Annotated in this window: 22 protein-coding genes; 7 read left to right on the forward strand and 15 right to left on the reverse strand. The window is 64.2% G+C overall.

Translation table 11 applies throughout. The annotated features are described in order from the left end of the window. Positions 1-5: 5 nt before the first annotated feature. Positions 6-3,182: an efflux RND transporter permease subunit gene (locus DH08_RS26595; RefSeq protein ID WP_192182108.1), complete on the forward strand. Its 3,177-nt coding sequence runs from the start codon at positions 6-8 to the stop codon at positions 3,180-3,182. A gap of 96 nt (positions 3,183-3,278) precedes the next feature. Next, positions 3,279-3,437, forward strand: a complete 159-nt coding sequence (locus DH08_RS26600) for a DUF3309 family protein (protein ID WP_006203743.1) — start codon at positions 3,279-3,281, stop codon at positions 3,435-3,437. 67 nt (positions 3,438-3,504) lie between these two features. Here the strand turns inward: DH08_RS26600 and DH08_RS26605 are convergent, their stop codons facing one another. Then, positions 3,505-4,470, reverse strand: a complete 966-nt coding sequence (locus tag DH08_RS26605; protein WP_192182109.1) for an SDR family oxidoreductase — start codon at positions 4,468-4,470, stop codon at positions 3,505-3,507. A 94-nt stretch (positions 4,471-4,564) separates the two neighbouring features. On the opposite strand from DH08_RS26605, the gene DH08_RS26610 reads away from it, so the two are divergent. Continuing rightward, on the forward strand, positions 4,565-5,479 hold the full coding sequence (locus tag DH08_RS26610; RefSeq protein ID WP_192182110.1) for a LysR family transcriptional regulator: 915 nt from the start codon (positions 4,565-4,567) through the stop codon (positions 5,477-5,479). Here the strand turns inward: DH08_RS26610 and DH08_RS26615 are convergent. The 3 genes from DH08_RS26615 to DH08_RS26625 form a co-directional block, all read right to left on the reverse strand. Beyond that, a complete protein-coding gene (locus tag DH08_RS26615; RefSeq protein WP_192182111.1) occupies positions 5,437-6,618 on the reverse strand; it encodes an MFS transporter in 1,182 nt (393 codons plus the stop codon). The genes DH08_RS26610 and DH08_RS26615 overlap by 43 nt on opposite strands. Before the next feature lie 278 nt (positions 6,619-6,896). Beyond that, entirely contained in the window at positions 6,897-7,205 is a 309-nt protein-coding gene (locus DH08_RS26620; protein WP_192182112.1) for a DUF1244 domain-containing protein, read from the reverse strand. 13 nt (positions 7,206-7,218) lie between these two features. Further along, complete coding sequence (locus DH08_RS26625; RefSeq protein WP_192182113.1) at positions 7,219-8,016, reverse strand: N-formylglutamate amidohydrolase; 798 nt, start codon at positions 8,014-8,016, stop codon at positions 7,219-7,221. Positions 8,017-8,195: 179 nt separating this feature from the next. Between DH08_RS26625 and DH08_RS26630 the strand changes: the two genes are divergently transcribed. After that, positions 8,196-8,756, forward strand: a complete 561-nt coding sequence (locus tag DH08_RS26630; RefSeq protein ID WP_192182114.1) for a DUF1036 domain-containing protein — start codon at positions 8,196-8,198, stop codon at positions 8,754-8,756. Then, positions 8,753-10,189, forward strand: coding sequence for a pyruvate kinase (gene pyk, locus DH08_RS26635; protein WP_192182115.1), 1,437 nt, complete (start codon positions 8,753-8,755; stop codon positions 10,187-10,189). The genes DH08_RS26630 and pyk overlap by 4 nt, the downstream gene beginning before the upstream one ends. 18 nt (positions 10,190-10,207) lie before the next feature. Here pyk and DH08_RS26640 read toward each other — a convergent pair whose 3' ends face one another. From DH08_RS26640 to ykgO, 3 genes are all read right to left on the reverse strand, one after another. Continuing rightward, positions 10,208-11,266 carry an alpha/beta fold hydrolase gene (locus DH08_RS26640; protein WP_192182116.1) on the reverse strand — a complete coding sequence of 353 codons (1,059 nt, stop codon included), beginning with the start codon at positions 11,264-11,266 and terminating at the stop codon, positions 10,208-10,210. A gap of 70 nt (positions 11,267-11,336) precedes the next feature. Beyond that, entirely contained in the window at positions 11,337-11,933 is a 597-nt protein-coding gene (locus tag DH08_RS26645) for a tetratricopeptide repeat protein (RefSeq protein ID WP_192182117.1), read from the reverse strand. Positions 11,934-12,048: 115 nt separating this feature from the next. Then, a complete protein-coding gene (gene ykgO / locus DH08_RS26650; protein WP_006203764.1) occupies positions 12,049-12,174 on the reverse strand; it encodes a type B 50S ribosomal protein L36 in 126 nt (41 codons plus the stop codon). Between the two features lie 253 nt (positions 12,175-12,427). On the opposite strand from ykgO, the gene DH08_RS26655 reads away from it, so the two are divergent. Next, positions 12,428-12,853 carry a lysozyme inhibitor LprI family protein gene (locus DH08_RS26655; protein WP_192182118.1) on the forward strand — a complete coding sequence of 142 codons (426 nt, stop codon included), beginning with the start codon at positions 12,428-12,430 and terminating at the stop codon, positions 12,851-12,853. Between the two features lie 8 nt (positions 12,854-12,861). Here the strand turns inward: DH08_RS26655 and DH08_RS26660 are convergent, their stop codons facing one another. From DH08_RS26660 to DH08_RS26695, 8 genes are all read right to left on the reverse strand, one after another. Then, positions 12,862-13,938, reverse strand: a complete 1,077-nt coding sequence (locus DH08_RS26660) for a 5-(carboxyamino)imidazole ribonucleotide synthase (RefSeq protein WP_192182119.1) — start codon at positions 13,936-13,938, stop codon at positions 12,862-12,864. Beyond that, on the reverse strand, positions 13,935-14,432 hold the full coding sequence (gene purE / locus DH08_RS26665; protein ID WP_192182120.1) for a 5-(carboxyamino)imidazole ribonucleotide mutase: 498 nt from the start codon (positions 14,430-14,432) through the stop codon (positions 13,935-13,937). Before purE ends, DH08_RS26660 begins: the two co-directional genes overlap by 4 nt. 96 nt (positions 14,433-14,528) lie before the next feature. Continuing rightward, on the reverse strand, positions 14,529-15,734 hold the full coding sequence (locus DH08_RS26670; RefSeq protein ID WP_192182121.1) for an aminotransferase class V-fold PLP-dependent enzyme: 1,206 nt from the start codon (positions 15,732-15,734) through the stop codon (positions 14,529-14,531). Positions 15,735-15,758: 24 nt separating this feature from the next. Then, positions 15,759-16,220: a RidA family protein gene (locus DH08_RS26675; RefSeq protein ID WP_192182122.1), complete on the reverse strand. Its 462-nt coding sequence runs from the start codon at positions 16,218-16,220 to the stop codon at positions 15,759-15,761. A gap of 35 nt (positions 16,221-16,255) precedes the next feature. Next, positions 16,256-17,044, reverse strand: coding sequence for an amino acid ABC transporter ATP-binding protein (locus tag DH08_RS26680; RefSeq protein WP_192182123.1), 789 nt, complete (start codon positions 17,042-17,044; stop codon positions 16,256-16,258). Positions 17,045-17,049: 5 nt separating this feature from the next. Continuing rightward, complete coding sequence (locus DH08_RS26685; protein ID WP_192182124.1) at positions 17,050-17,700, reverse strand: amino acid ABC transporter permease; 651 nt, start codon at positions 17,698-17,700, stop codon at positions 17,050-17,052. 1 nt (position 17,701) lies between these two features. Then, positions 17,702-18,367, reverse strand: a complete 666-nt coding sequence (locus tag DH08_RS26690; RefSeq protein ID WP_192182125.1) for an amino acid ABC transporter permease — start codon at positions 18,365-18,367, stop codon at positions 17,702-17,704. An 84-nt stretch (positions 18,368-18,451) separates the two neighbouring features. Further along, positions 18,452-19,333, reverse strand: coding sequence for a transporter substrate-binding protein (locus DH08_RS26695; protein ID WP_192182126.1), 882 nt, complete (start codon positions 19,331-19,333; stop codon positions 18,452-18,454). A gap of 119 nt (positions 19,334-19,452) precedes the next feature. Here DH08_RS26695 and DH08_RS26700 point away from each other — a divergent pair, with 119 nt between their 5' ends. Beyond that, a complete protein-coding gene (locus DH08_RS26700) occupies positions 19,453-20,256 on the forward strand; it encodes an IclR family transcriptional regulator (protein WP_192182127.1) in 804 nt (267 codons plus the stop codon). The last annotated feature ends 26 nt before the right edge of the window (positions 20,257-20,282 follow it).

Here is a 20,282-nt window from a genome sequence, read left to right on the forward strand (position 1 = left end):
AAGTCATGGATATCGTAAGACTCGCAATCCACAACGCCCGGCTGACCATTTCGGTCCTGGTCTTCCTCCTGCTCGCCGGCTGGGTCGCCTATCAGTCGACGCCGAAGGAAGCCGAGCCCGACGTTCCGATCCCGATGATGTATGTCAGCCTGATCTATCAGGGCATCTCGCCGGAGGATTCGGAGCGGCTGCTGCTGCGGCCGATGGAAAGCAAGCTGAAGAGCCTGAAGGGGCTCAAGGAGATGCGCTCGGCCGCCTTCCAGGGCGGCGGCTACGTGCTGGTCGAGTTCCAGCCGCAGACGAACCTGGCGACGGCGCTGCAGGATACGCGCAGCAAGGTGCAGGACGGCAAGGCCGACCTGCCGCAAGCGGCCGAGGAGCCGACGGTCACCGAGGTCAACGTCTCCGAATTCCCCGTGCTGGTTGTGACGCTGTCGGGCGAAGTGCCGGAGCGTGTGCTGACGGCGGCGGCGCGCGAATTGCGCGACCGCATCGAGGAAGTGCCCGGCGTGCTCGAAGGCTCGCTGCAGGGCGCGCGCGACGATCTCGTCGAAGTCGTCATCGATCCGATGAAATTGTCATCCTATGGGCTGCAGCTCGACCAGGTCGTGCAAGGCGTCGCCGCCTCCAACAACCTGGTTGCGGCAGGCAACATCGAAGGCTCGGAAGGCAAATACGCCGTCAAGGTACCGTCGCTGATCGAAAAACCGGAGGACGTCGCCAATCTGCCGGTGGTCGCCACGCCCGACGCAGTCGTCCGGGCCAGGGATATCGCCACCATCCGCTCCACCTTCAAGGATGCCGAGACGGTGACCCGCCTCGACGGCAAGCCAGCGATCGCCATCGAGGTGAAGAAGCGCATTGGCGCCAACCTCATCGACACGCTGACCAATGTCCGGGCGGTGTCGGATACCTTCATCAAGTCGATGCCGGAAGGCATGCACGTCACGTACACGCAGGACAAGTCGGTCTTCGTCAACCAACTGCTCGGTGACCTGCAGAACCACGTCATGATCGCCGTCATCCTGGTGTTCATCGTCATTCTCTACGCGCTGTCCGGCCGCGCTTCGCTGCTGATCGGATTGGCCATTCCATCGTCCTTCCTGATCGGCATCCTGCTGCTCGCCATGATGGGCTACACGATCAACATGATCGTGCTGTTCAGCCTTATCCTGGCGGTCGGCATGCTGGTCGACGACGCCATCATCGTCACCGAATTCGCCGAACGACGGATGAGCGAAGGCATGCCGAAGGAAGAGGCATTCGCGCTTGCCGCAAGGCGCATGGCCGGTCCGGTGATCGCGGCGACGATGACGCGCATCGCCGCCTTCTCGCCGCTGCTGTTCTGGCCCGGCATCATCGGCGATTTCATGAAGTACATGCCGATCACGCTGATCGTCACGCTGTCGGCCTCGATGCTCTATGCGCTGGTCTTCGCCCCGACGCTGGGCGCGATCTTCGCCAAGGCGCCGAAGCATCACGAGGACGACAACCGCGACGGCTGGTACATGGCCGTGGTCAAGCAGGCGGTGCGCTTCCCCATCACCGTGCTCGTGCTGACCGTCGCTTTGCTGTTCGGTGTCGGCTTCGCCTATTCGAAATTCGGCGCCGGCGTCGAGTTCTTCCCCAATGTCGAGCCCGATTACGGTCTGCTCTACGTGCACGCCCGCGGCAATCTTTCGCTCGCCGAAATGGACGCCGCGACCAAGGAGGCCGAAAACCGGCTGCTCGGCTGGCCGGGCGTGAAATCGGTCTACACCCGCGTCGGCAAGACGCAAGGCGGTGGCCAGGACATCCCGGAGGATGTGGTCGGCGTGATCCAGTACGAGTTCGTCGACTGGCGCGAGCGCAAATCGGCGAACGACATCCTGAACGATCTGCGCGGCGTCATGGCCGGCATCCCTGGCGTCGATGTCGAAGTGCGCGTACCTGAAGCCGGCCCGCCGACAGGCAAGCCGATCCAGATCAGGCTTTCGGCCGCCGATCCCGAGGGGCTCGACGACAAGGCGCGGGCCGTCGCTGCACGGATCGCCAAAGTGCCCGGCGTCATCGACATTTCCGACGGCCTGCCGCCGCCCGGCGTGGACTGGGCGATCGATGTCGACCGCGCCAAGGCGGCCCAGTACGGCATCAGCCCGACCTCGGTCGGCACCGTGGTGCAGCTGGTGACGAACGGGCTGAAGCTCAGCGAGTATCGGCCCGCGGGCGCCGATGACGCCGTCGACATCAGGCTGCGCCTGCCAGAAGACCGGCGCACGCTGTCGACGCTCGACGAACTCAGGGTGCAGACCTCGCAAGGGGCGGTGCCGATCTCGAACTTCGTCGTCCGCAAGCCTGAGCCGACGGTCGGTGTGCTCAACCGCATCGACGGCGCGCGTACGGTGGTCGTCCAGGCCAACGTTGCCGCCGGCGCCCAGGTGGCGGCCGTCCAGCAGGAGGTCACCAAGGCCGTCTCCGACATGGATCTCGGCAGCGGCATACGCTGGAAGCTTGCCGGCTCCAACGAGGACAGCGCGGAGGCCAGCGCCTTCCTCAGCAAGGCCTTCGGTGCGGCGATCTTCCTGATCTTCCTCGTGCTCCTGGCGCAGTTCAACAAGTTCACCAGCGTCTGGCTGGTGCTGTCCTGCGTGGTCATGGCGACGATCGGCGTGTTCCTCGGACTGCTGCTGACGGGAGAAGCCTTCGGCATCGTCATGTCGGGCATTGGCGTTATCGCGCTGGCCGGCGTGGTGGTGAACAACAACATCGTGCTGATCGACACCTACGATCGGCTGCGCGAAGAGGGCTGGGACAAGGTCGAGGCGGTCCTGCAGACCTGCCGCGAACGCGCCCGCCCGGTGGTGCTCACGGCGGTGTCGGCGATCCTCGGCGTGCTGCCGATCGCTTTCGGCCTCGGCCTCGAAATCTTCCATCACGAGACGACGATCAACGCGCCGTCGACGCAATGGTGGATTTCGCTGTCGTCGGCAATCGTCTTCGGCCTGTCCTTCGCCACCTTGCTCACGCTGGTGGTGACGCCGTCGATGCTGATGGTGTTCACCCGCGCCAAGGTCAAACCCGGGGCGCGGCGCGGTTGGTTCAGCCGTCTGTTCCGGCGCGGCAAGGGTGAGATTTCGTCGGATGCGCCGGCGCCGGATCTCGGTGCGGAGCCCGCAATCGCCTTCCCGAAGGCCGCCGAATAGCCTTGTTTTGGTTAGCCGAGCAAAAGGCCGTCCGGGAACCTCGGGCGGCCTTTTGCATTGTCCCTTCGAATTCAATTTTAAGGCGAGGGATTTCTCATGACAATCAGCACGCTTCTCATCATCATTCTGATCCTCATCCTGATCGGCGCGGTGCCGGCATGGCCGCATTCGCGCGCCTGGGGCTATGGCCCGTCGGGCATCGTCGGCGTTCTTCTGGTGGTTCTGCTGATCCTGCTGCTGATGGGCAGGATCTGAGCCGAGACTCGGGCAAAGCAACCAGCGGAGGCCCATCGGGCGCCCGCTGCGTCGTTCGAACTGTAGATCAGGCAGCCTTCTGGCCGTCCACTGCTGCAATTGTGGCAATGCCAATGTCGTTCAAGGCATCTGCAACGGCCGTCTCCAGGGGTGTGTGCGGGATCGGGCCGATAATGCCTTCGAGCCTTGCCGAGGCCAGCCTGTGCGGTTCGAAGCGCAGGTAGGACATCGAGACGATCTCGCGCCACATCGCCACGAATGGGCTGCCGGCGCGCAGCACCCACCAAGGCATCGACGTCAGCTTGAGCGTACGCCCGAGTGCTTTCTCGGCAGCCGCCTTGATTTCCAGATCGGTGACGGCATGTCCCGGAAAGTTCAGCGCCTCGTAAGAGCCGAGCTTATCGAGGTTCCGCGCCAGGCCGACGAAGGCCTTGGCCATATCCGGCAAATAGGCCCACTCATGCACGAGATCGACAGGCCCAGGCGCGGTATAGACGCCCCTGTTCATCTTGGCGGCGACAATCAGATCGAACCAGGAGCCGCTGCCGGTGCCGCCGAAGAAATCGCCGCCCCTGAGGAGGATGGTGCGGACATGTCCGGCGTCCGCCTCACGGCAAAAAAGCTCCTCCATGGCGATGCGGATGCGGCCCTTTTCGGTCGTCGGGTGGAACGGTGTGTCTTCCCAGATCACCGCCGGGATGGGCGAGCCGAAATTGTAGACATTGCCCGGAGCAAGGTGCAGGGCGCCGTTCGCCCAGCAGGCGGCCATGACGTTTTCGGCCATTGGCAGGCACTTGCCCCAGTCGGTGTAGATCGGGTTGAGGCCATTGAAGATGATGTCGACGCCTTCGGTGGCGCGTATCAGCGCGTCACGGTCGAGGGCATCGCCGGCGACAGCCGTGGCGCCCTTGAGTTCCGTCGGCACCTTGCCGCTACGGGTGACGGTGCGGACGTCGTAGCCGGCGTCGATGAAGGCCCTGGCGACCACGCGGCCGAGCCGGCCATTGGCGCCGAGGATTGCGATCTTGGTCATTTTCGTCTCCATGTTTGCGTTGAGACCTTCAATGTGCAGTGTTTGCAAACGAATGGAAATTGACTGAAATTGGCGATCTGATATTCATAAATGAATGGCTGAGATCGACTGGAATCTGATCAAGAGTTTCGTCACCGTGGCGGAAACCGGCAGCCTGTCCGCTGCCGCGCGAAAGCTGGCCGCGAGCCAGCCGACGCTTGGCCGCCACATCGCGGAACTGGAGCAGGCGCTTGGGGTGACGCTGTTCCGGCGCGATCGGCGCGGCTACGCACTGACCGAGGCCGGCAACACGCTCTACGAACGCGGCCGGGCCGTCAGCGAACAGGCGAGCGCTTTTTCGCTGCTGGCGCTGGGATCGGTCGAAGCGATCGAAGGCACGGTGCGTATCGCCGCCAGCGAAGTGGTGGCAGCCTGTGTGCTGCCGGAGATGACGGCTCGACTCGGTGTCGAGGAGCCCGGCATCGAGGTCGAGATCGTCGCCTCGAACCAGGTCGAGAACCTGTTGCGACGCGATGCCGACATTGCCATCCGCATGGTGAAGCCGGCGCAGAACGAACTGGTGGCGCGCAAAGTCGCCGATATTCCGCTCCGCCTCTGCGCGGCATCATCCTATCTCGACCGGCGGGGCCGGCCGCTCGAGCCCGGCGATCTTGTCGGGCATGACCTGATCGGTTTCGACCGCAGCGACGAGATCATTCGCGGTTTTACCCAGTTCGGCATCTCGCTCACACGCAATGCCTTTCGCTTCAGGACCGACAACCAGATCGTGCTGTGGGAGGCGGTGCGGGCGGGAAATGGCATCGGTTTCGGTCAGGGGCCGTTGATCGACCGCGATCCATTGGTGGAGAAGATACTGCCGGAGCTGACACTGCCGACGCTCCCGGTGTGGCTGGCCATGCACCGCGATGTGCGCAGCAGCGTGCGCATCCGCCGCGTCGCGGATTTCCTCTACGAGGAACTGAAGCGTTATTCGGCCGGCGCCGGCTCGGGCGCGAATTCGGCACGGTGAGCGAGCCCCGCCATCAAAAGCACAATGACGAGCAGCCCCGAAAGGGCGACGAAGATCGGTCCGAAGCTCGAATGCTCGGCAACGAAGCCGATCGCCGACGGGGCCACCAGAATGCCGGAGTAACCCATCGTGGTGACGACGCTCATGCCGGTGCCGGACGACATGCCTTCCTGGTTGCCGCCGGCCGAAAAGATGATCGGCACCATGTTGGCGATGCCGAAGCCGCAAAAGGCAAAGGCGGCGATGGCGAGCCAGGGCGACGGCGACAGGCCGGCGACCAGCATGCCTGCAGCGGCGACGAGCGCCGAGCCGCGCAGAGTCGCCACAGCGCCGAAGCGATTGCGCACGCCGTCGCCAAGGAAGCGCATGACGGCCATGACGCCGGAAAAGGCGGCATAGGCGAGGCCGGCGATAGCAAGGTCGGCGCCGAGCTCCTGTTGCAGGTAGAGCGCCGCCCAGTCGAGCACCGCGCCCTCGGAGATCATGGTCAGCAGCGCCATCAGTCCGACCAGATAGACCAGCGGATTTGCCGGCAGCGAGAATTTCTGGTGCTCGGATGCCTTGGGCTTGTCCTCGACGATTAGATGGCCGACTGCCAGCGCGATCAGGGCAAAGGCCAGCACTGTCACCACCATCGCGTGGGCAAGATGGCCGTAGTTCTGTATGGCCAGGCCGCCGACCGCACCGCCTGCGAAACCGCCGAGGCTCCAAAAACCGTGCGAGGACGACATGATCGCGCGGGAAAGCCTTCTTTCCACCGCCACCGCATTGGCGTTCATGGCGACGTCCATGCCGCCGATCGAACCGCCGAAGATGAACATGGCGATGGCCGCCAGCGGCACGTTGGGGGCCAGTGCCACGACCAGCAGGCCGAGACTGCCGCACAGGCCGAACCAGCGCAGCACGCTGCGCGACCCGTGCCGGGAGATAAGATGGCCGCACCAGGTCATCGCGGTCACCGCGCCGACGCCGAACAGCAGGATCAGCAGGCCGAGCGTGAACTTCGAGATGTCGAGGCGGGTCAGGAACATCGGAATCTGCGGCGCCCAGCTGCCGGTCAGGAAGCCGTTGGCGAGGAAGATGCCGGCCACGGCCCACCGCCCGCGAATGGCAGCCTGCATGAGGCTTTGCGCGTCCATAGACTAGAATCCGGTACAAAAAATGGCTTTGCGCGGCAAATTAGATCGATTCAATACCCAGTCAAGCGCTGGCAGCCGAAAGTGTTTGGGCCAAACCGGCCGATCAATCGATAAGCGACGTTCGTGCCTTTTTACGAGGAGTTTTTGAGAACTAAGGCAGTGCGTCGTTCGCTGACCTGGAGCGGTTCAACGTTTCATGGAAACGCAGAACCGCTCTATCTCTTTGTTTTCACGCAATTCCGGACGGAAAACCGCTGCGCACTTTTCCTGGAATTGCTCTAGTGATCGCGGGGACGTCTTGCCTCGAACTCCGCCTTCTTGGCGTCCGAGGCCTCGGTCTGGTTGAGCGCCTGCCATTCGGCATAGGGCATGCCGTAGAGAATTTCGCGAGACTGGTCCTTCGACAGGGCAACGCCCTCGGTCTCGGCGGCTTCGCGGTACCAGTTGGACAGGCAGTTGCGGCAGAAGCCGGCGAGGTTCATCAGGTCGATGTTCTGCACGTCGCTGCGTTCGCGCAGATGCGCCACCAGCCGGCGGAAGGCGGCGGCCTCGAAATCGCGTCTCTGTTCGTCGCTAAGTTCGGTCATTGTCGGCCCTCCGTCACAGCGGCCCGGTGCGCGAGCCGAACATCTTCACCCGATGTATATCGGGAAGGCGGTCGATCGCGTCAACGATCGGGGCCAGCCGTTCGGCCCATTGCATTGCGCCCCTGCTGTCGGCGATCAGGTCCTGGCGGATCTCGATCAGCGCGTGGGCAAAGCCATTGACGATGGCGTGCCTGAACATTGTGTCGCCGCGCAACGCGCCGTCATAGGGTTCGTTGTCGCCGACGACGAGGCTCTTGTCGGCCGCCAGCAAGTCGATCAGCGGCCGCGCCACCCGGTCGTCAAGATCCCACAATATGCCGACATGCCATGGGCGCTCGATGCCCTGCATGGCCGGCGTGAAGGAGTGTACCGACAAGATGAAGGGCGCTTTCGCGGACGCCTGCGCCACCGAGGCGATCATGGCGCCGATGGCATCGTGATAGGGCCGGTAGAAACCGTCGAGCCGCCTTTCCCGCTCTTCCGCCGCCATGGGGTAATTTCCCGGCACGATGGTGCCGTCATAGAGCTGGCGGATCAGTGTCGGGTCGTCCTCGCCGCGATTGGGGTCGATCAAGAGCCGCGAGAAATTGGCAAGCACCGCCGGCACGCCGAGCATTGCCGCCAGCTCGCGCGTCACGGCCTCGACGCCGATATCGTAGGCGATGTGGCGCTCGAACTCCTTAGCCGGCAGGCCGAGGCTGCCATACTCTTCCGGCAGTTCGCGGCGGGCGTGATCGCCAAGAAGCACGATGCCTCGCTTGCGGTCGCCTTCGACGATATCGAACGGCGCGAAAACTGTGGATCGGGTCATTGTCTGAAAATGGTCTGGTCGCTGGCTTCCGGGGAGGGTGGTATCGTCATTCCACGAAGAGGGCGCAGGCGCAATGCCGTTGTTTGGCCACGGTTTCTGCGAAAAATCCGACGCAAGGCGACAGATCGCCGGCGGGGCCTTTCTAAATCGATTGGAATTGGACAGAACGGCGCGTTGACATGCGCCCGGAGTTTTCCGAAAAGGGGCGTCGAGAGATGCAGATGTGGTTCTTGAGGGGTTTCAGGATGGGTTTCGCCGGCAGGCCGCGCATGCGCCGTGCCTTCGCCTTGCCGGTCCTGATCGTCACCGTCGGCCTCACCGCCATGGTTGCGGCCTCGCCCGCCCGCGCCGACTTCCGCGTCTGCAACGCCACGCAGAACCTGGTCGGCGTCGGCATCGGCTACCGCGCCAAGGCCGGCTGGATCACCGAGGGCTGGTGGCACATCGAAGGGTCGAGCTGCAAGACGCTGATCGAAGGGCCGCTGTCATCAAGGTTTTACTATCTTTATGCAGAAGACGCCGAGCGCGGCGGGCGTTGGGATGGCCCGATCAACATGTGCGTGGCCGAAAAAGAGTTCAAGATCGCCGGCGTAACCGATTGCGTCGCCCGGGGCTTCCAGCGCGCCGGATTTCAGGAATATGACACGGGCGAGCAGGCAAGCTGGATGGTCCAGCTGACCGACGAGCCCGCAACGGGAGGCGCTCCAGCGACCCCCGCCCCGGGAACAAACAGTCAATGAGACGCAACCGCAAGGTCAAGATCCTCGCCACCATCGGTCCGGCTTCCTCGTCCGAGGAGATGCTGAAGAAGCTGTTCGAAGCCGGTGCCGATGTCTTCCGCATCAATATGAGCCATACCGACCACGATTTGATGCGCACGCTGGTCGGCCGCATCCGCACTGTCGAGGAAGCCGTCGGCCGTCCCATCGGCATCCTCGCCGATCTGCAGGGGCCGAAGCTGCGCGTCGGCAAGTTCGCCAATGGCAAGGAGGTGCTGGCCGTCGGCCAGACCTTCACGCTCGACGACAATCCGGAGCCCGGCACGTCGAGCAGGGTCTATTTGCCGCATCCCGAAATCCTGAGCTCGGTCGAGGCCGGTCACCGTTTGCTGATCGACGACGGCAAGCTGGAACTGAGGGCGGTGAAGAGCGACGGCAAGTCGATCGTCTGCACTGTCGTTGCCGGCACCACCATTTCCGACAAGAAGGGCGTCAGTCTGCCCGACACCGACCTGCCGGTCGGCGCCTTGACCGAGAAGGACCGCAAGGATCTCGACGCGGTGCTGGCGGCAGGCGTCGACTGGGTGGCGCTGTCCTTCGTGCAGCGGCCGGAAGATCTCGCCGAAGCGCGCAAGATCGCGCGCGGCCGGGCGCTGATCATGGCCAAGATCGAAAAGCCGCAGGCCGTCGCCCGCCTGCCGGAGATCATCGAACTGTCGGATGCGTTGATGGTTGCGCGCGGCGATCTCGGCGTCGAGATGCCGCTCGAAGCCGTGCCCGGCATCCAGAAGCAGATCACGCGCGCCGCGCGCCGCGCGGGCAAGCCGGTGGTGATTGCCACGCAGATGCTGGAATCGATGATCACCGCACCGGTGCCGACCCGCGCCGAGGTCTCGGATGTGTCGATCGCCGTCTTCGAAGGCGCGGACGCCATCATGCTTTCCGCCGAATCGGCGGCCGGCGCCTATCCGGTCGAGGCTGTGGCGATGATGGACAGGATCGCCACCAAGGTCGAAACCGATCCGACCTATGCCGGCATCATCAATGCGCAGCGTTCTGAACCGGAAGCGACGGGTGCGGACGCCATTTCGCTCGCCGCCCGTGAGATCGCCGAGACGTTGAAACTGTCGGCGATCGTCACCTATACGGCCTCCGGCACCACCGGCCTGCGCGCTGCGCGCGAGCGGCCGCAGGTGCCGATCGTGGCGCTATCGCCAATCCTCAACACGGCGCGGCGGCTGTCGCTGCTGTGGGGTACGCATTGCGTCGTCTCGCCGGATGCGGTCGACCTCGACGACATGGTCGATCGCGCCTGCCGCATCGCCATAGATGAAGGGTTCGCCAAGCCGGGCGACCGCGTCATCATCACCGCCGGCGTGCCGCTCAGAACCCCTGGCTCGACCAATATGCTTCGTATCGCCTATGTGGGGTCGGAGACGCAGCCCAGTCGTTAAGGCGGGGCTACCCGATCATTACGTTGGCGCGAGTTCGGCTTCCGGCACCTTTAGATCGGGACATTTGGCGCCTTGCGTGTCGCCGGCGATGCGTGCTTCCACGGTCCTTGCCATTGCCTGCAGGTCCAGGGCGCTGCCGGCAATCTTGCCGATCGCGCCGACGACGAGATCGGGAGCGATCCAATCGGGCTTGTGGCCGAGATTGCGCACCCAGACCAGTTCGGCGCCGGGAATGTCGCGTGCAAGGCCAACCGAATGGACCGTCGCATAGACGATTTTGTCGCGGTCGCCCGAGATGACCACGGTTGGCGCCTTGATGTGGTGGTAGCGCGGCGCGGCGGCCAGCACATAGTCATAGAGCCCCGCCACGTCGATGGCATTGGCGCGGAAGGCGGCGGGCCGTAGCACCAGGGGGATCGAGGCCGCGGCCACATAGCCGTCTGGCACCTTGTTGGGGGAAAAGACGCATGTGGTGGCGGCGTCCATCTGCAGCGTTCCCGCCGGATAGGCCAGCGTTTCGGAAAACAGCCGGCCGACGACCGGAACCGTCGTCAGCCTGTAGTACCAGGCGGTCGCGCCGCCAGGCCAGGGATGGCTGACGGGCGAAAGGAAGACCAGGCCCAGCGTCCTGTCGGCATGCTCGCGCCAGAAGGCCGCGGTGACCACGCCGCCGAAGGAGTGGCCGACGACGATCGCCTTTTTGATGCCGAGGCGATCCATTAGCGCCGCAATCGTGTTGGCCTGCGCCGACGGGGTCTCGTTGTTGCCGCGTCCCGACCAGCCGAAGCCGGGACGGTCGAGGAACAGCATCTCGGCGCGGCCTTCGAGCAGGGGCCTCAGCGGCAGCATCTGATCTTCAAGATTGGCGCTGGCGCCATGGATGAAGACGATCGGCGGCAGGTCTGCATTGGCCGGCGCCGGCACGTGGACATAGTGGATGCGCGCGCCGCCGATATCAGCGAAGTCGCCGGCCGGCGGATTGCGCCGCTCGATCAGCCATGCACCGGCGCGGGTGACGCCGGCAAAGGCGAAGACCAGCGCCAGGAGGAAAGCAAACGCGGCGTAGATGAGGTTCATGAGCAGGAAGTACGGAGCGGAGCGGAATTAGTTCAGGGGCGCAGCGGTTTTTGTGCTGCAAGCCTGCGCATCAAATGCCTTCGCCGGCAAGCTCTTCCGACAGCGCACCGACCTGGTTCTGGGCGCTGCGCATCATCGGATAGATGGCAAGCACCTTCTGCCAGGCCTCAAGCGCCGATTGCTTGTGGCCAGTCTCAGCCATGATCTGTGCCAGCCCCGAAAGCGCGCCGAAATGGCGGGGCTCGAGTTGCAGCGTGCGGTCGATGTCGGACATCGACTTGCCGTAGTTCTTCATCATGAAATGCACCGTCGCGCGCCGGTTCCAGCCTTCGGCATAGGCCGGCTGCAAGGTCACCACCTGGTCGAGGAAATCGAGCGCGACGTCGTATTTCTGGTTTTCCATGGCCTTCTGCGACCATTGCATCATCAGGTCGATCGAGGCGCTGCCGGACTGGAACCATTCGCTCCAGATGCGCCCGGCAATGCGCTCGGCGGCCTTTTCATTGCGTTCGCGCCTCAGGTCGACGAAAAGCTGGTCGAGGCGTGCCTGTTTGGTCGTGGCAATCGGAGGCGCGACAGGATCGTCCGCCCGAGCTGGTGAGATGGCGGCCGGCAAGACGATGCCGGAAAGCAGCAGGGCCGGGATCAATGCAAAAAGAATCCGCATCGCCGGAATCTAGCCCCGGACGGCGGATCGTCAAAGTGATTTTAGCGTGAAAGGGCCGGCAGGCCGGTAATTAACATCATGCAGGCGCGGCAATATGAGCCGCGCGTGCAAAAACTCAGCCCTGGCGCGCCTTGTAACGCGGGGCGGTCTTGTTGATGATGTAGATGCGTCCCTTGCGACGAACCAGCTGGTTGTCGCGATGACGCGCCTTCAGCGCCTTGAGCGAATTCTTGATCTTCATGGTCTTGCCCGTCGGTCTGGGCCCGGTCAGGGCCGAATTTTTAAGGCGCGCCCGAAGACGCGCCTTTCAACTTGTGCGTGGCTCATAAACGAGGAGCCTTGCCCATGTCAACCGCAAGTCAGCCACAAGAGCGCTTCCGATATGCGGCAAGTGACCTTGCCCATCAAATATTCGCCATCCGCACCGAGCGGCATTGCGCGACACGGGTCCGGCTGGAATGGTGCCGTCGCCGCGAAGCAAATCGGAGAACACCATGCGCCGGCTTCTTTTGTCCGCCTGTCTCGTGGTCCTTGCGGCCGGGTCAGCCGCCCAGGCACAGGAGGAATGCGACCGCAGCGACGACAGCCAGTCGATGATGACCATCTGCGCCGGTGCCGATTACGAAGCGGCCGACGCAAAGCTCAACGCGGCCTACAAGGACCTTGTCGGCCGCAACGACGACAAGTCCAACAAGCTGCTGCAGACCGCACAGCGCGCCTGGATCACTTTCCGCGACGCGGAATGCGCGTACACGACCGCGGACAGCGAGGGTGGCTCCATCCATCCGATGGAGGTTTCGCAATGCCTGACGGAACTGACCGACCAGCGCATCAAACAGCTCACCTCCGGTGCCAACTGCCAGGAAGGCGACGTGAACTGCGACAGTCCGAACGAGGACGAGGGCGACGATCCCCAATAGACAAAACGTCAGGCGCGGCGGCTGACGCGCGTGAAATGGCCCATCTTGCGGCCGGGCCGCGCCTCGGCTTTGCCGTAGAGATGCAGCATCAGGTCGGGCTCGGCGAGCAGAGCCGGAACGCGCAGGATGTCGTCGCCGATCAGGTTTTCCATGACGCAGTCGGAATGGCGGGCAGGCGACCCCAGCGGCAGGCCGGCGAGGGCGCGGATATGCTGCTCGAACTGCGAGACTATGCAAGCCGCTTCCGTCCAGTGTCCGGAATTGTGGACGCGAGGCGCCATCTCGTTGGCCAGCAGCGAACCATCGGCAAGGACGAAGAACTCGACGCCGATGATGCCGACATAGTCGAGTGCCGTGAGAATCTTTGCGGCCGCCGCCTGCGCCGCCGCCGCGGTTTCAGGCCTTATCGCGGGCGGCAAGGTCGAGGTGTGAAGGATGCCGTTGCGATGCACATTCTCGGCCGGATCGTAGGCGGCAAGCGCGCCACCCCGCCCACGCGCCGCGATCACCGAGATTTCACGCTCGAAAGCGACGAAGGATTCGAGGATCAGCGGCACATTGCCCATCGCCTCGCAGGTGCCGGCAAAGCCGCCGGTTTCCATGTTGCGGAAAACGCGCTGGCCCTTGCCGTCATAGCCCATTCGCCGCGTCTTCAGGATGCCGCTGCCGTTGAATTTCTTCAGCGCCGCCGTCAGCTCCTCGTCATTGTCGACGGGACAATAATCCGCCGTTGGAATACCGATGCCGTTGAGGAAATTCTTTTCCGCCAAACGGTCCTGCGACACTTCCAGCGCCCGTGCGGGCGGATAGACAGGCACCTTGGCGGCCAGTGCCGTGGCGGCAACGACCGGGACGTTCTCGAACTCGTAGGTGACAACGGCGCTGGCCGCCGCCAGTTCGGCAAGTGCGGCGGCATCGTCATAGGCGGCTGTGATCTGCCGGTTGGCGACTTGCGCTGCCGGGCAGTCGGCTTGCGGCTCGAGCACCACCGTGCGGTAGCCGAGGCGCGCCGCTGCCATCGCCAGCATGCGGCCGAGCTGGCCGCCGCCGATGATGCCGATGGTCGATCCCGCCGGCAGGCTCACGGCGCGTCCGTGGGTTCGGCGGCGACCTTGGCGGTCTGGGCGGCGCGCCAGGCATCCAGCCGGTCGGCGAGTTTTTCGTCATGCAGCGCCAGCACGGCGGCGGCAAGAAGCGCCGCGTTGGCCGCACCGGCCTTGCCGATGGCCAAAGTGCCGACGGGAATGCCGGCCGGCATCTGCACGATGGAGAGCAGCGAGTCCTGGCCGGACAGCGCCTTGGATTCCACCGGCACGCCGAATACGGGCAGCGGCGTCATCGCCGCGGTCATGCCGGGCAGGTGCGCGGCACCGCCGGCGCCGGCGATGATCACCTTGTAGCCGGCCGCCTTGGCGCCCTTGGCGAAATCATAGAGCCGGTCCGGCGTGCGGTGGGCCGAGATGATCAGGCGCTTGTGCGCAACGCCCAGCGCCTCCAGCGTTTCGGCGGCGTGGCGCATCGTCGCCCAGTCGGATTGGCTGCCCATGATGATGGCGACGTCGGCGCGGTGATCGTCCAAGCTTCTGCTCCCGGCGGCAAAGGCGCGCCTTAGCGGAATTCGCCAAGGGCCGCAAGGATTGTCGCGACCGCCGCGCAAGCGGCTGCCGGAAAGAGCCTAGTCCGGCCAGCGCATGGCGCCGGATGAATCCTTTCGCGCCTGCTTCATGGCACCCGCCGGGCGGTCGGCAGCGCTAAGCACGGCGCGCAGCCGTTCGGCGACGATTTCCGCTTCGCCAGGATGCAGATTGCACGGATCGAGGAAGAAATGGCCGCGCTCGACTTCGTGGTTGCGCACGATGATCGGCGGCGAGCCGGCGGCAAGCGCCGAGGCGAGGCCGGCGGCGGTGAAGCGGCTCTCGGGCGCAACAAAGATCTGCAGGCGGTCGAGCGGGTTGGCGGTCGGATCGGGGATGATGCGCGCGGTGATGCCGGGCAGGCCCTGCAGCGCGTCCTGCCACAGGTTGAGCGCCGCTTCTTCCCGCTTGCGGATGCCGGCATGATCGCGCCGCTCCCAGGCCTCGAGTGCCGCCATGGTGCCGGCGATGCTTTCCTTGCCGACCTTCATCGCCCTGGCGACGCCGCGGTTCTGCAGATAGGCGGTGCGCACCAGGTCCTTGCGTCCCGTCACGATGCCGCTGGTCGGCCCCGAGAGGAATTTGTGGCCGCTGTAGACGACGATGTCGGCGCCGCGCGCAAGGAAGCTGCGCAGATCATATTCGGAAGCCGCGTCGACGATCACCGGCACGCCCTTGGCGTGGCAGATCTCGCAGAATTCCTCCAGCGACAGCATGCCGTACTGCACGGTGTGATGCGCAACGACGTACAGTCCTGCCGCCGTGCGCTCGTTGATCGCTTCGCGCACATGATAGTCCTGCGTGACGCTGACCGTGCCGGCGGGCACAACTTTGGCGCCGGCCACCCGGACAGACTGGTCGATCGGCGCGCCGTAGTTGACGATGTGGCCGAGCTGGATGACGACCTCGGACTTCAGGCCTTCGGTGTCATCCGGCAGCCGCTCGATCGCCAAAAGGCTGGTTCCGGTCATCGCGCCGGCGATCGCCATGGTGATGCCGCTGGCACAGCAGGCGGTGATGAAACCGGCCTCGCCGCCGGTCAGGCGCGCGATCACCGTGCTGGCAGTGCGCTGCAGATCGTCCATCTCGACCCATTGCGAGGCGATCTCCGCCATTGCCGCGATCGCTTCCGGGACGATGATCGAAGCGCCGAGCGTCGTCATCGTGCCGGAGACATTGATGATCGGGCGCAGGCCGAGCCGGTCGCGGATTGGCAGGTTGGAGCGGTCAGCGGAATAGGTGTTCATCTCGGCAGATCCATTTCTAACAAATCAGGTGGCGATCTCGACGACCGCCTCGATTTCGACGGTGATGTTGCCCGGCAACGAGCCGACGCCGATCGCCGAGCGGGCATGCCCGCCGATCCTATCAAAGACCTCGGCGAAAAGATCGGAGCAGCCATTGACCACCTTTGGATGGTCGCTGAAGGTCGGGATGGCGTTGACGAAGCCGAGCAGCTTGACGACGCGCACGATGCGGCCGAGGTCACCCGCCGCCGCATGCATGACGGCAAGCAGGTTGAGGCCGGTGAGGCGGGCGTGCTCGTAGGCTTCCTCGACGGTCACGTCTTCGCCCACCTTGCCGGTGCAAAGCGTGCCGTCGGCGCGCAGCGGTCCCTGTCCGGAGAGGAAGATCAGGCGTCCGCTCTCGGCATGGGTGACGAAGTTGGCGATCGGCGTCGGTGGCTCGGGCAGGATCAGGCCCAGCTCGGCGAGCCGGATGTAAGGCGTCATCAAATGCTCCTTGCGGCAGCTTTCGCTGTCCGGTGTCAGAAATGCGAGGCGCGGAAGCGCGCCAGAAAGCTGCGCAGGCGTTCGTTTGACGCTTCCGCCGCCAGGATTTCGGCCGGTGGGCCAACAGCGCTGACGCCGCCATCGGCCATGAAGACGATGCGGCTCGAGGCATCGCGCGCAAAGGCCATTTCATGGGTGACCATCAGCATCGTCATGCCGTCCTCGGCCAGGCTGCGCACGACGGCCAGCACTTCGCCGACCAGTTCGGGATCGAGTGCGGAGGTTATCTCGTCGAGAAGCAGGATCTTCGGCTCCATGGCGACCGCGCGGGCTATGCCGACGCGCTGCTGCTGGCCGCCGGAAAGCTCGGCCGGCAGGCTGTCGGCCTTGTGGGCGAGACCGACCCGCCCGAGCCAGTGCTCGGCGATCTGGCGCGCCTCGGCTTCGCTCTTGCCGCGCACTTTGCGCAGGCCGAGCATGATATTGCCGGCGGCGGTCAGGTGCGGGAACAGGTTGAAGCTCTGGAACACCATTCCGGTCTCGGCGCGCATCGCCGCCAGATCGCGCTCGCTGCGGCGCTGGCGTGTCCCGGCATCGCGATAGCCGACCTCCTTGCCGTCGATGCGGATCGAGCCGCTGTCGTAGCTTTCGAGGAAGTTGACGCAGCGCAGCAGCGTGGTCTTGCCGCTGCCGGACGGCCCGATGATGGTCACCACCTCGCCGCGCTTCACCTCGAGGCTGACGGCACGCAGCACCTCGACAGTGCCGAAGGCCTTGGAAACATCGCTCACATCGAGCAGCGCGGCATTGGAGGCATTGGACATTCTTGCTATTCCCGAATGAAGGCGAAGCGCTGTTCCAGCCGCCGGCTGGCGAGCGAAAGCGCGTAGTTGACCGCGAAGTAGACCAGCGCGCCGAGGATATAGAGCGGCATGGCCTCGTAGGTGCGGCCGATGACCTGGTTGATGGCCTGCATCAGGTCGGTGATGCCGAGCAGCGAGACCAGCGCGCTGCCCTTGACCGCATCGGTCACGCCGTTGATCCAGGGTGGCAGGAAGCGCCTGAAGGCCTGCGGAAAGATGACGTAGGCCAGCCGCTGGCGGAAGGTCAGCCCTATCGCCATCGCCGCTTCGGACTGGCCCTTGGGAATGGAGCCGACGGCACCGCGCAGATATTCCACGACCTGCGCCGTCTTGAACAAGGTCAACGCCAGCACCGCCGCCCAGAAGGACTGCAGGTGAATCCCGACGGCCGGCAGGCCGTAATAGACGAAGAAGATGAGCACCAGGATCGGGATGCCTCGTATGGTGTCGCTGAAGATGCGCACTGCCCAGCGCACCGGCGCCGGACCGTAGACGAGGCCAACGCCCAGCACGACGCCGGCGATGAGCGACAGGACCACGACCAGCAGCGACACCCACAGCGTCACGGCGAAGCCTTCGGCGAGGAACGGCAAGGCGTAGATGATCTGGCCCAGCATGTCAGCGCGCCGCCCTGAACCGGCGCTCGACGAGCCTGAGCCCGAAAAGCAGCACATAGCCGGTCACAAGATACATCGCCGTCGTCACCAGATAGACCTCGACGATGCGGAAGGTGTTGAAATTGATCCACTGAGCGCCGTAGGTCAGCTCGGGCACCGAGATGACCGAGGCGACGGAGGTGTCCTTGAACAGCGACAGGAAGGTGTTCGAGAGCGCCGGCAGCGTGATGCGCAGCATCGTCGGCAGGCGCACATGGATGAGCCGCTGCCAGGGCGTCAGGCCGATCGCCTTGCCGGCATCCAGCTGTCCGCGCGGCACGGCTTCGAGGCCTGAGCGAAACACCTCGACCAGATAGGCGCCGCTGTAGAGCGACAGCGTGGCGACGAACGAGGTCGGTGCGCTGTAGGCGATGTCGACCACGGTCGGCAGGCCGTAGAAGACGAGGTAGACGAGCAGGATCAGCGGCACGTTGCGGATGAATTCGACATAGGCGGCGATGATCGACCGCACGACGCGCCCGGCCGAAACATACCAGACCGCCAGCACGAGCCCGATGACGATGCCGATGGCGATCGAGATGACGGCGAGCTCAAGACTGAGCAGCAGCCCGCCCCAGAGCTTGTCGAAATGCCGCCAGATCAGGTTGAAGTTGAGCGTATAGCCCATGCGTCCGCCTCAATAGCCAACGTGGCATCACGCTGTCGAGCAGAAGGAGGCGGAAGGGCGTGCTTGCCCCTCCGCCGGCTTTTGTCAGATAACCGGGAAACCGGGATGCCGCGCCGGCGGCTCCAGCCCGAAATAGTCCTTGAATGCGGCGTCGTAGAGCGCCGTTTCATGACCGAACATCGCCGTCGCGAAGGCTGTGTTGACGAAGGCCAACCAGTCGGGATCGCCTTGCCGCAGTGCGGCGCCGTAAAGCATCGAGAACCAGCTCTTGCCGGCATCGAAGTATTTGTCGGGATTGCGCGAGGCCAGCCAGCGGACCGTCGAGAGATCGACGGCGGCCGCGTCGACACGCTTCGATTCCAGCGCCTGCAGCACGTTGGCCTGGGTGTCGATCTGCATCACCTGCGACTGCGGCAGGACGAGATGGACATTCTGCTCGGCATCGACGTTCTGCAGGATGGAAATGCGTGTTGCCGAACCGCCGGCGAGCAGCTTGTCGAATGTCTTGTTCTCGGCTGACGGAAGCGTCAGCAGCGCGACGCCTTCGACGTAGTACGGCCTGGAGAAGTTGATCAGCTGCGAACGCTGGGCGGTCATGGTCATGAACTGGATGGTGATGTCGACCTTGTTGGTGGTGACATTCGGAATGCGCTGCGCCGGGTCCTGCATGACGAACTCGACCTTGGTCGGGTCGTCGAAAAGACCCTTGGCCAGGATGTGGCCCATGGTGATGTCCATGCCGACGAGTTCGCCGGCATCGTTCTCGAAATGCCAGGGCGCATTGGTGCTTCCGGTACCGACGATCAACTTGCCGCGCTCAAGAACAGTGCGCAGCAGGCTGTCGGGTGCGGCTTGTGCCGCCGCCTTCTGGACATCGACCGAGGCGGCTGCGCCGATTACTCCGGCCGTGGCGAGCCCGGCCATTCCCAATTTCAGAAAATCACGTCTCTTGGATGTATCGTTCATGGCGACCTCCTTTTCGTGGTTGTGTTCCCCTTTCAGATACATGTGTCTTTTGACAATTTGTCTCTTACAAAAGACACCTGTACCTTGTACAAGACAGATACTAACATCAGGAATCAGTAATGCAAGACGGTATTGGCGTTACAGATCGGCCGGACATCAGCCCGGCCGAGGACAAGACCCCGGGCTCTCGCGAGAAGGGCCTCAACCGGGTGCTCGAGATATTTGAGTTCCTGCATACAACGCAGCGTGCGATCGGCATTGGCGACCTCGCCAAGGGCGTCAACGCGCCGCGATCGACGACCTATACGCTGGTACGTTCGCTGGTGGATGCGGGCCTGCTGGAAATGGCCGGCGACGGCAACCGGGTCTATTTCGGCAAGAAGCTTTATCTCTACGGAATGGATTATGTGCGCGGCAACGACCTGCTCCGGCGCGGGCGCCAGGAGGTCGACGACCTGTCGCGCCAGACCGGCGAGACCTCCGAATTGTGCATGCTGCAAAGCGGCCGCTACACGATCGTCCATTCCAGTCCCGGCACCAGGCCGTTCCGGATCAGCTCGGCCACCGGTCTGCAGATCCCGTTGCCCTGGACGGCTTCCGGACGGCTGCTGCTCGCCGGTCTCGAAAGGGCCGATATCGAAGACATGGTCTCCGAAGACGACCTCGTGCTGCCGGACGGACGCAGGCTCAAGCTCGACGATTTCATCGCCGACATTGCGACGGCCAAATCGACCGGCTACTGCGTGACTTCGGGCCTGGTCGACGCCTACACGAAATGCCTGGCCGCACCCGTCTTCTCGGTGCCGGGCAAGGTCGAGGCGACGATGTGCCTGGTGGTTCCGATCGACACGTCGAGGGAAAAGACCGACGAACTGCTTATCCTGCTGCGCCAGCGCGCGGCGCGGCTGTCAATCGCGGCGTGAGGCGTTTGAGCGGCGAGGCTCGGGCG

The sequence above is a fragment of the Mesorhizobium amorphae genome, assembly GCF_014843845.1.
GTDB classification, from domain to species: domain Bacteria; phylum Pseudomonadota; class Alphaproteobacteria; order Rhizobiales; family Rhizobiaceae; genus Mesorhizobium; species Mesorhizobium amorphae_A.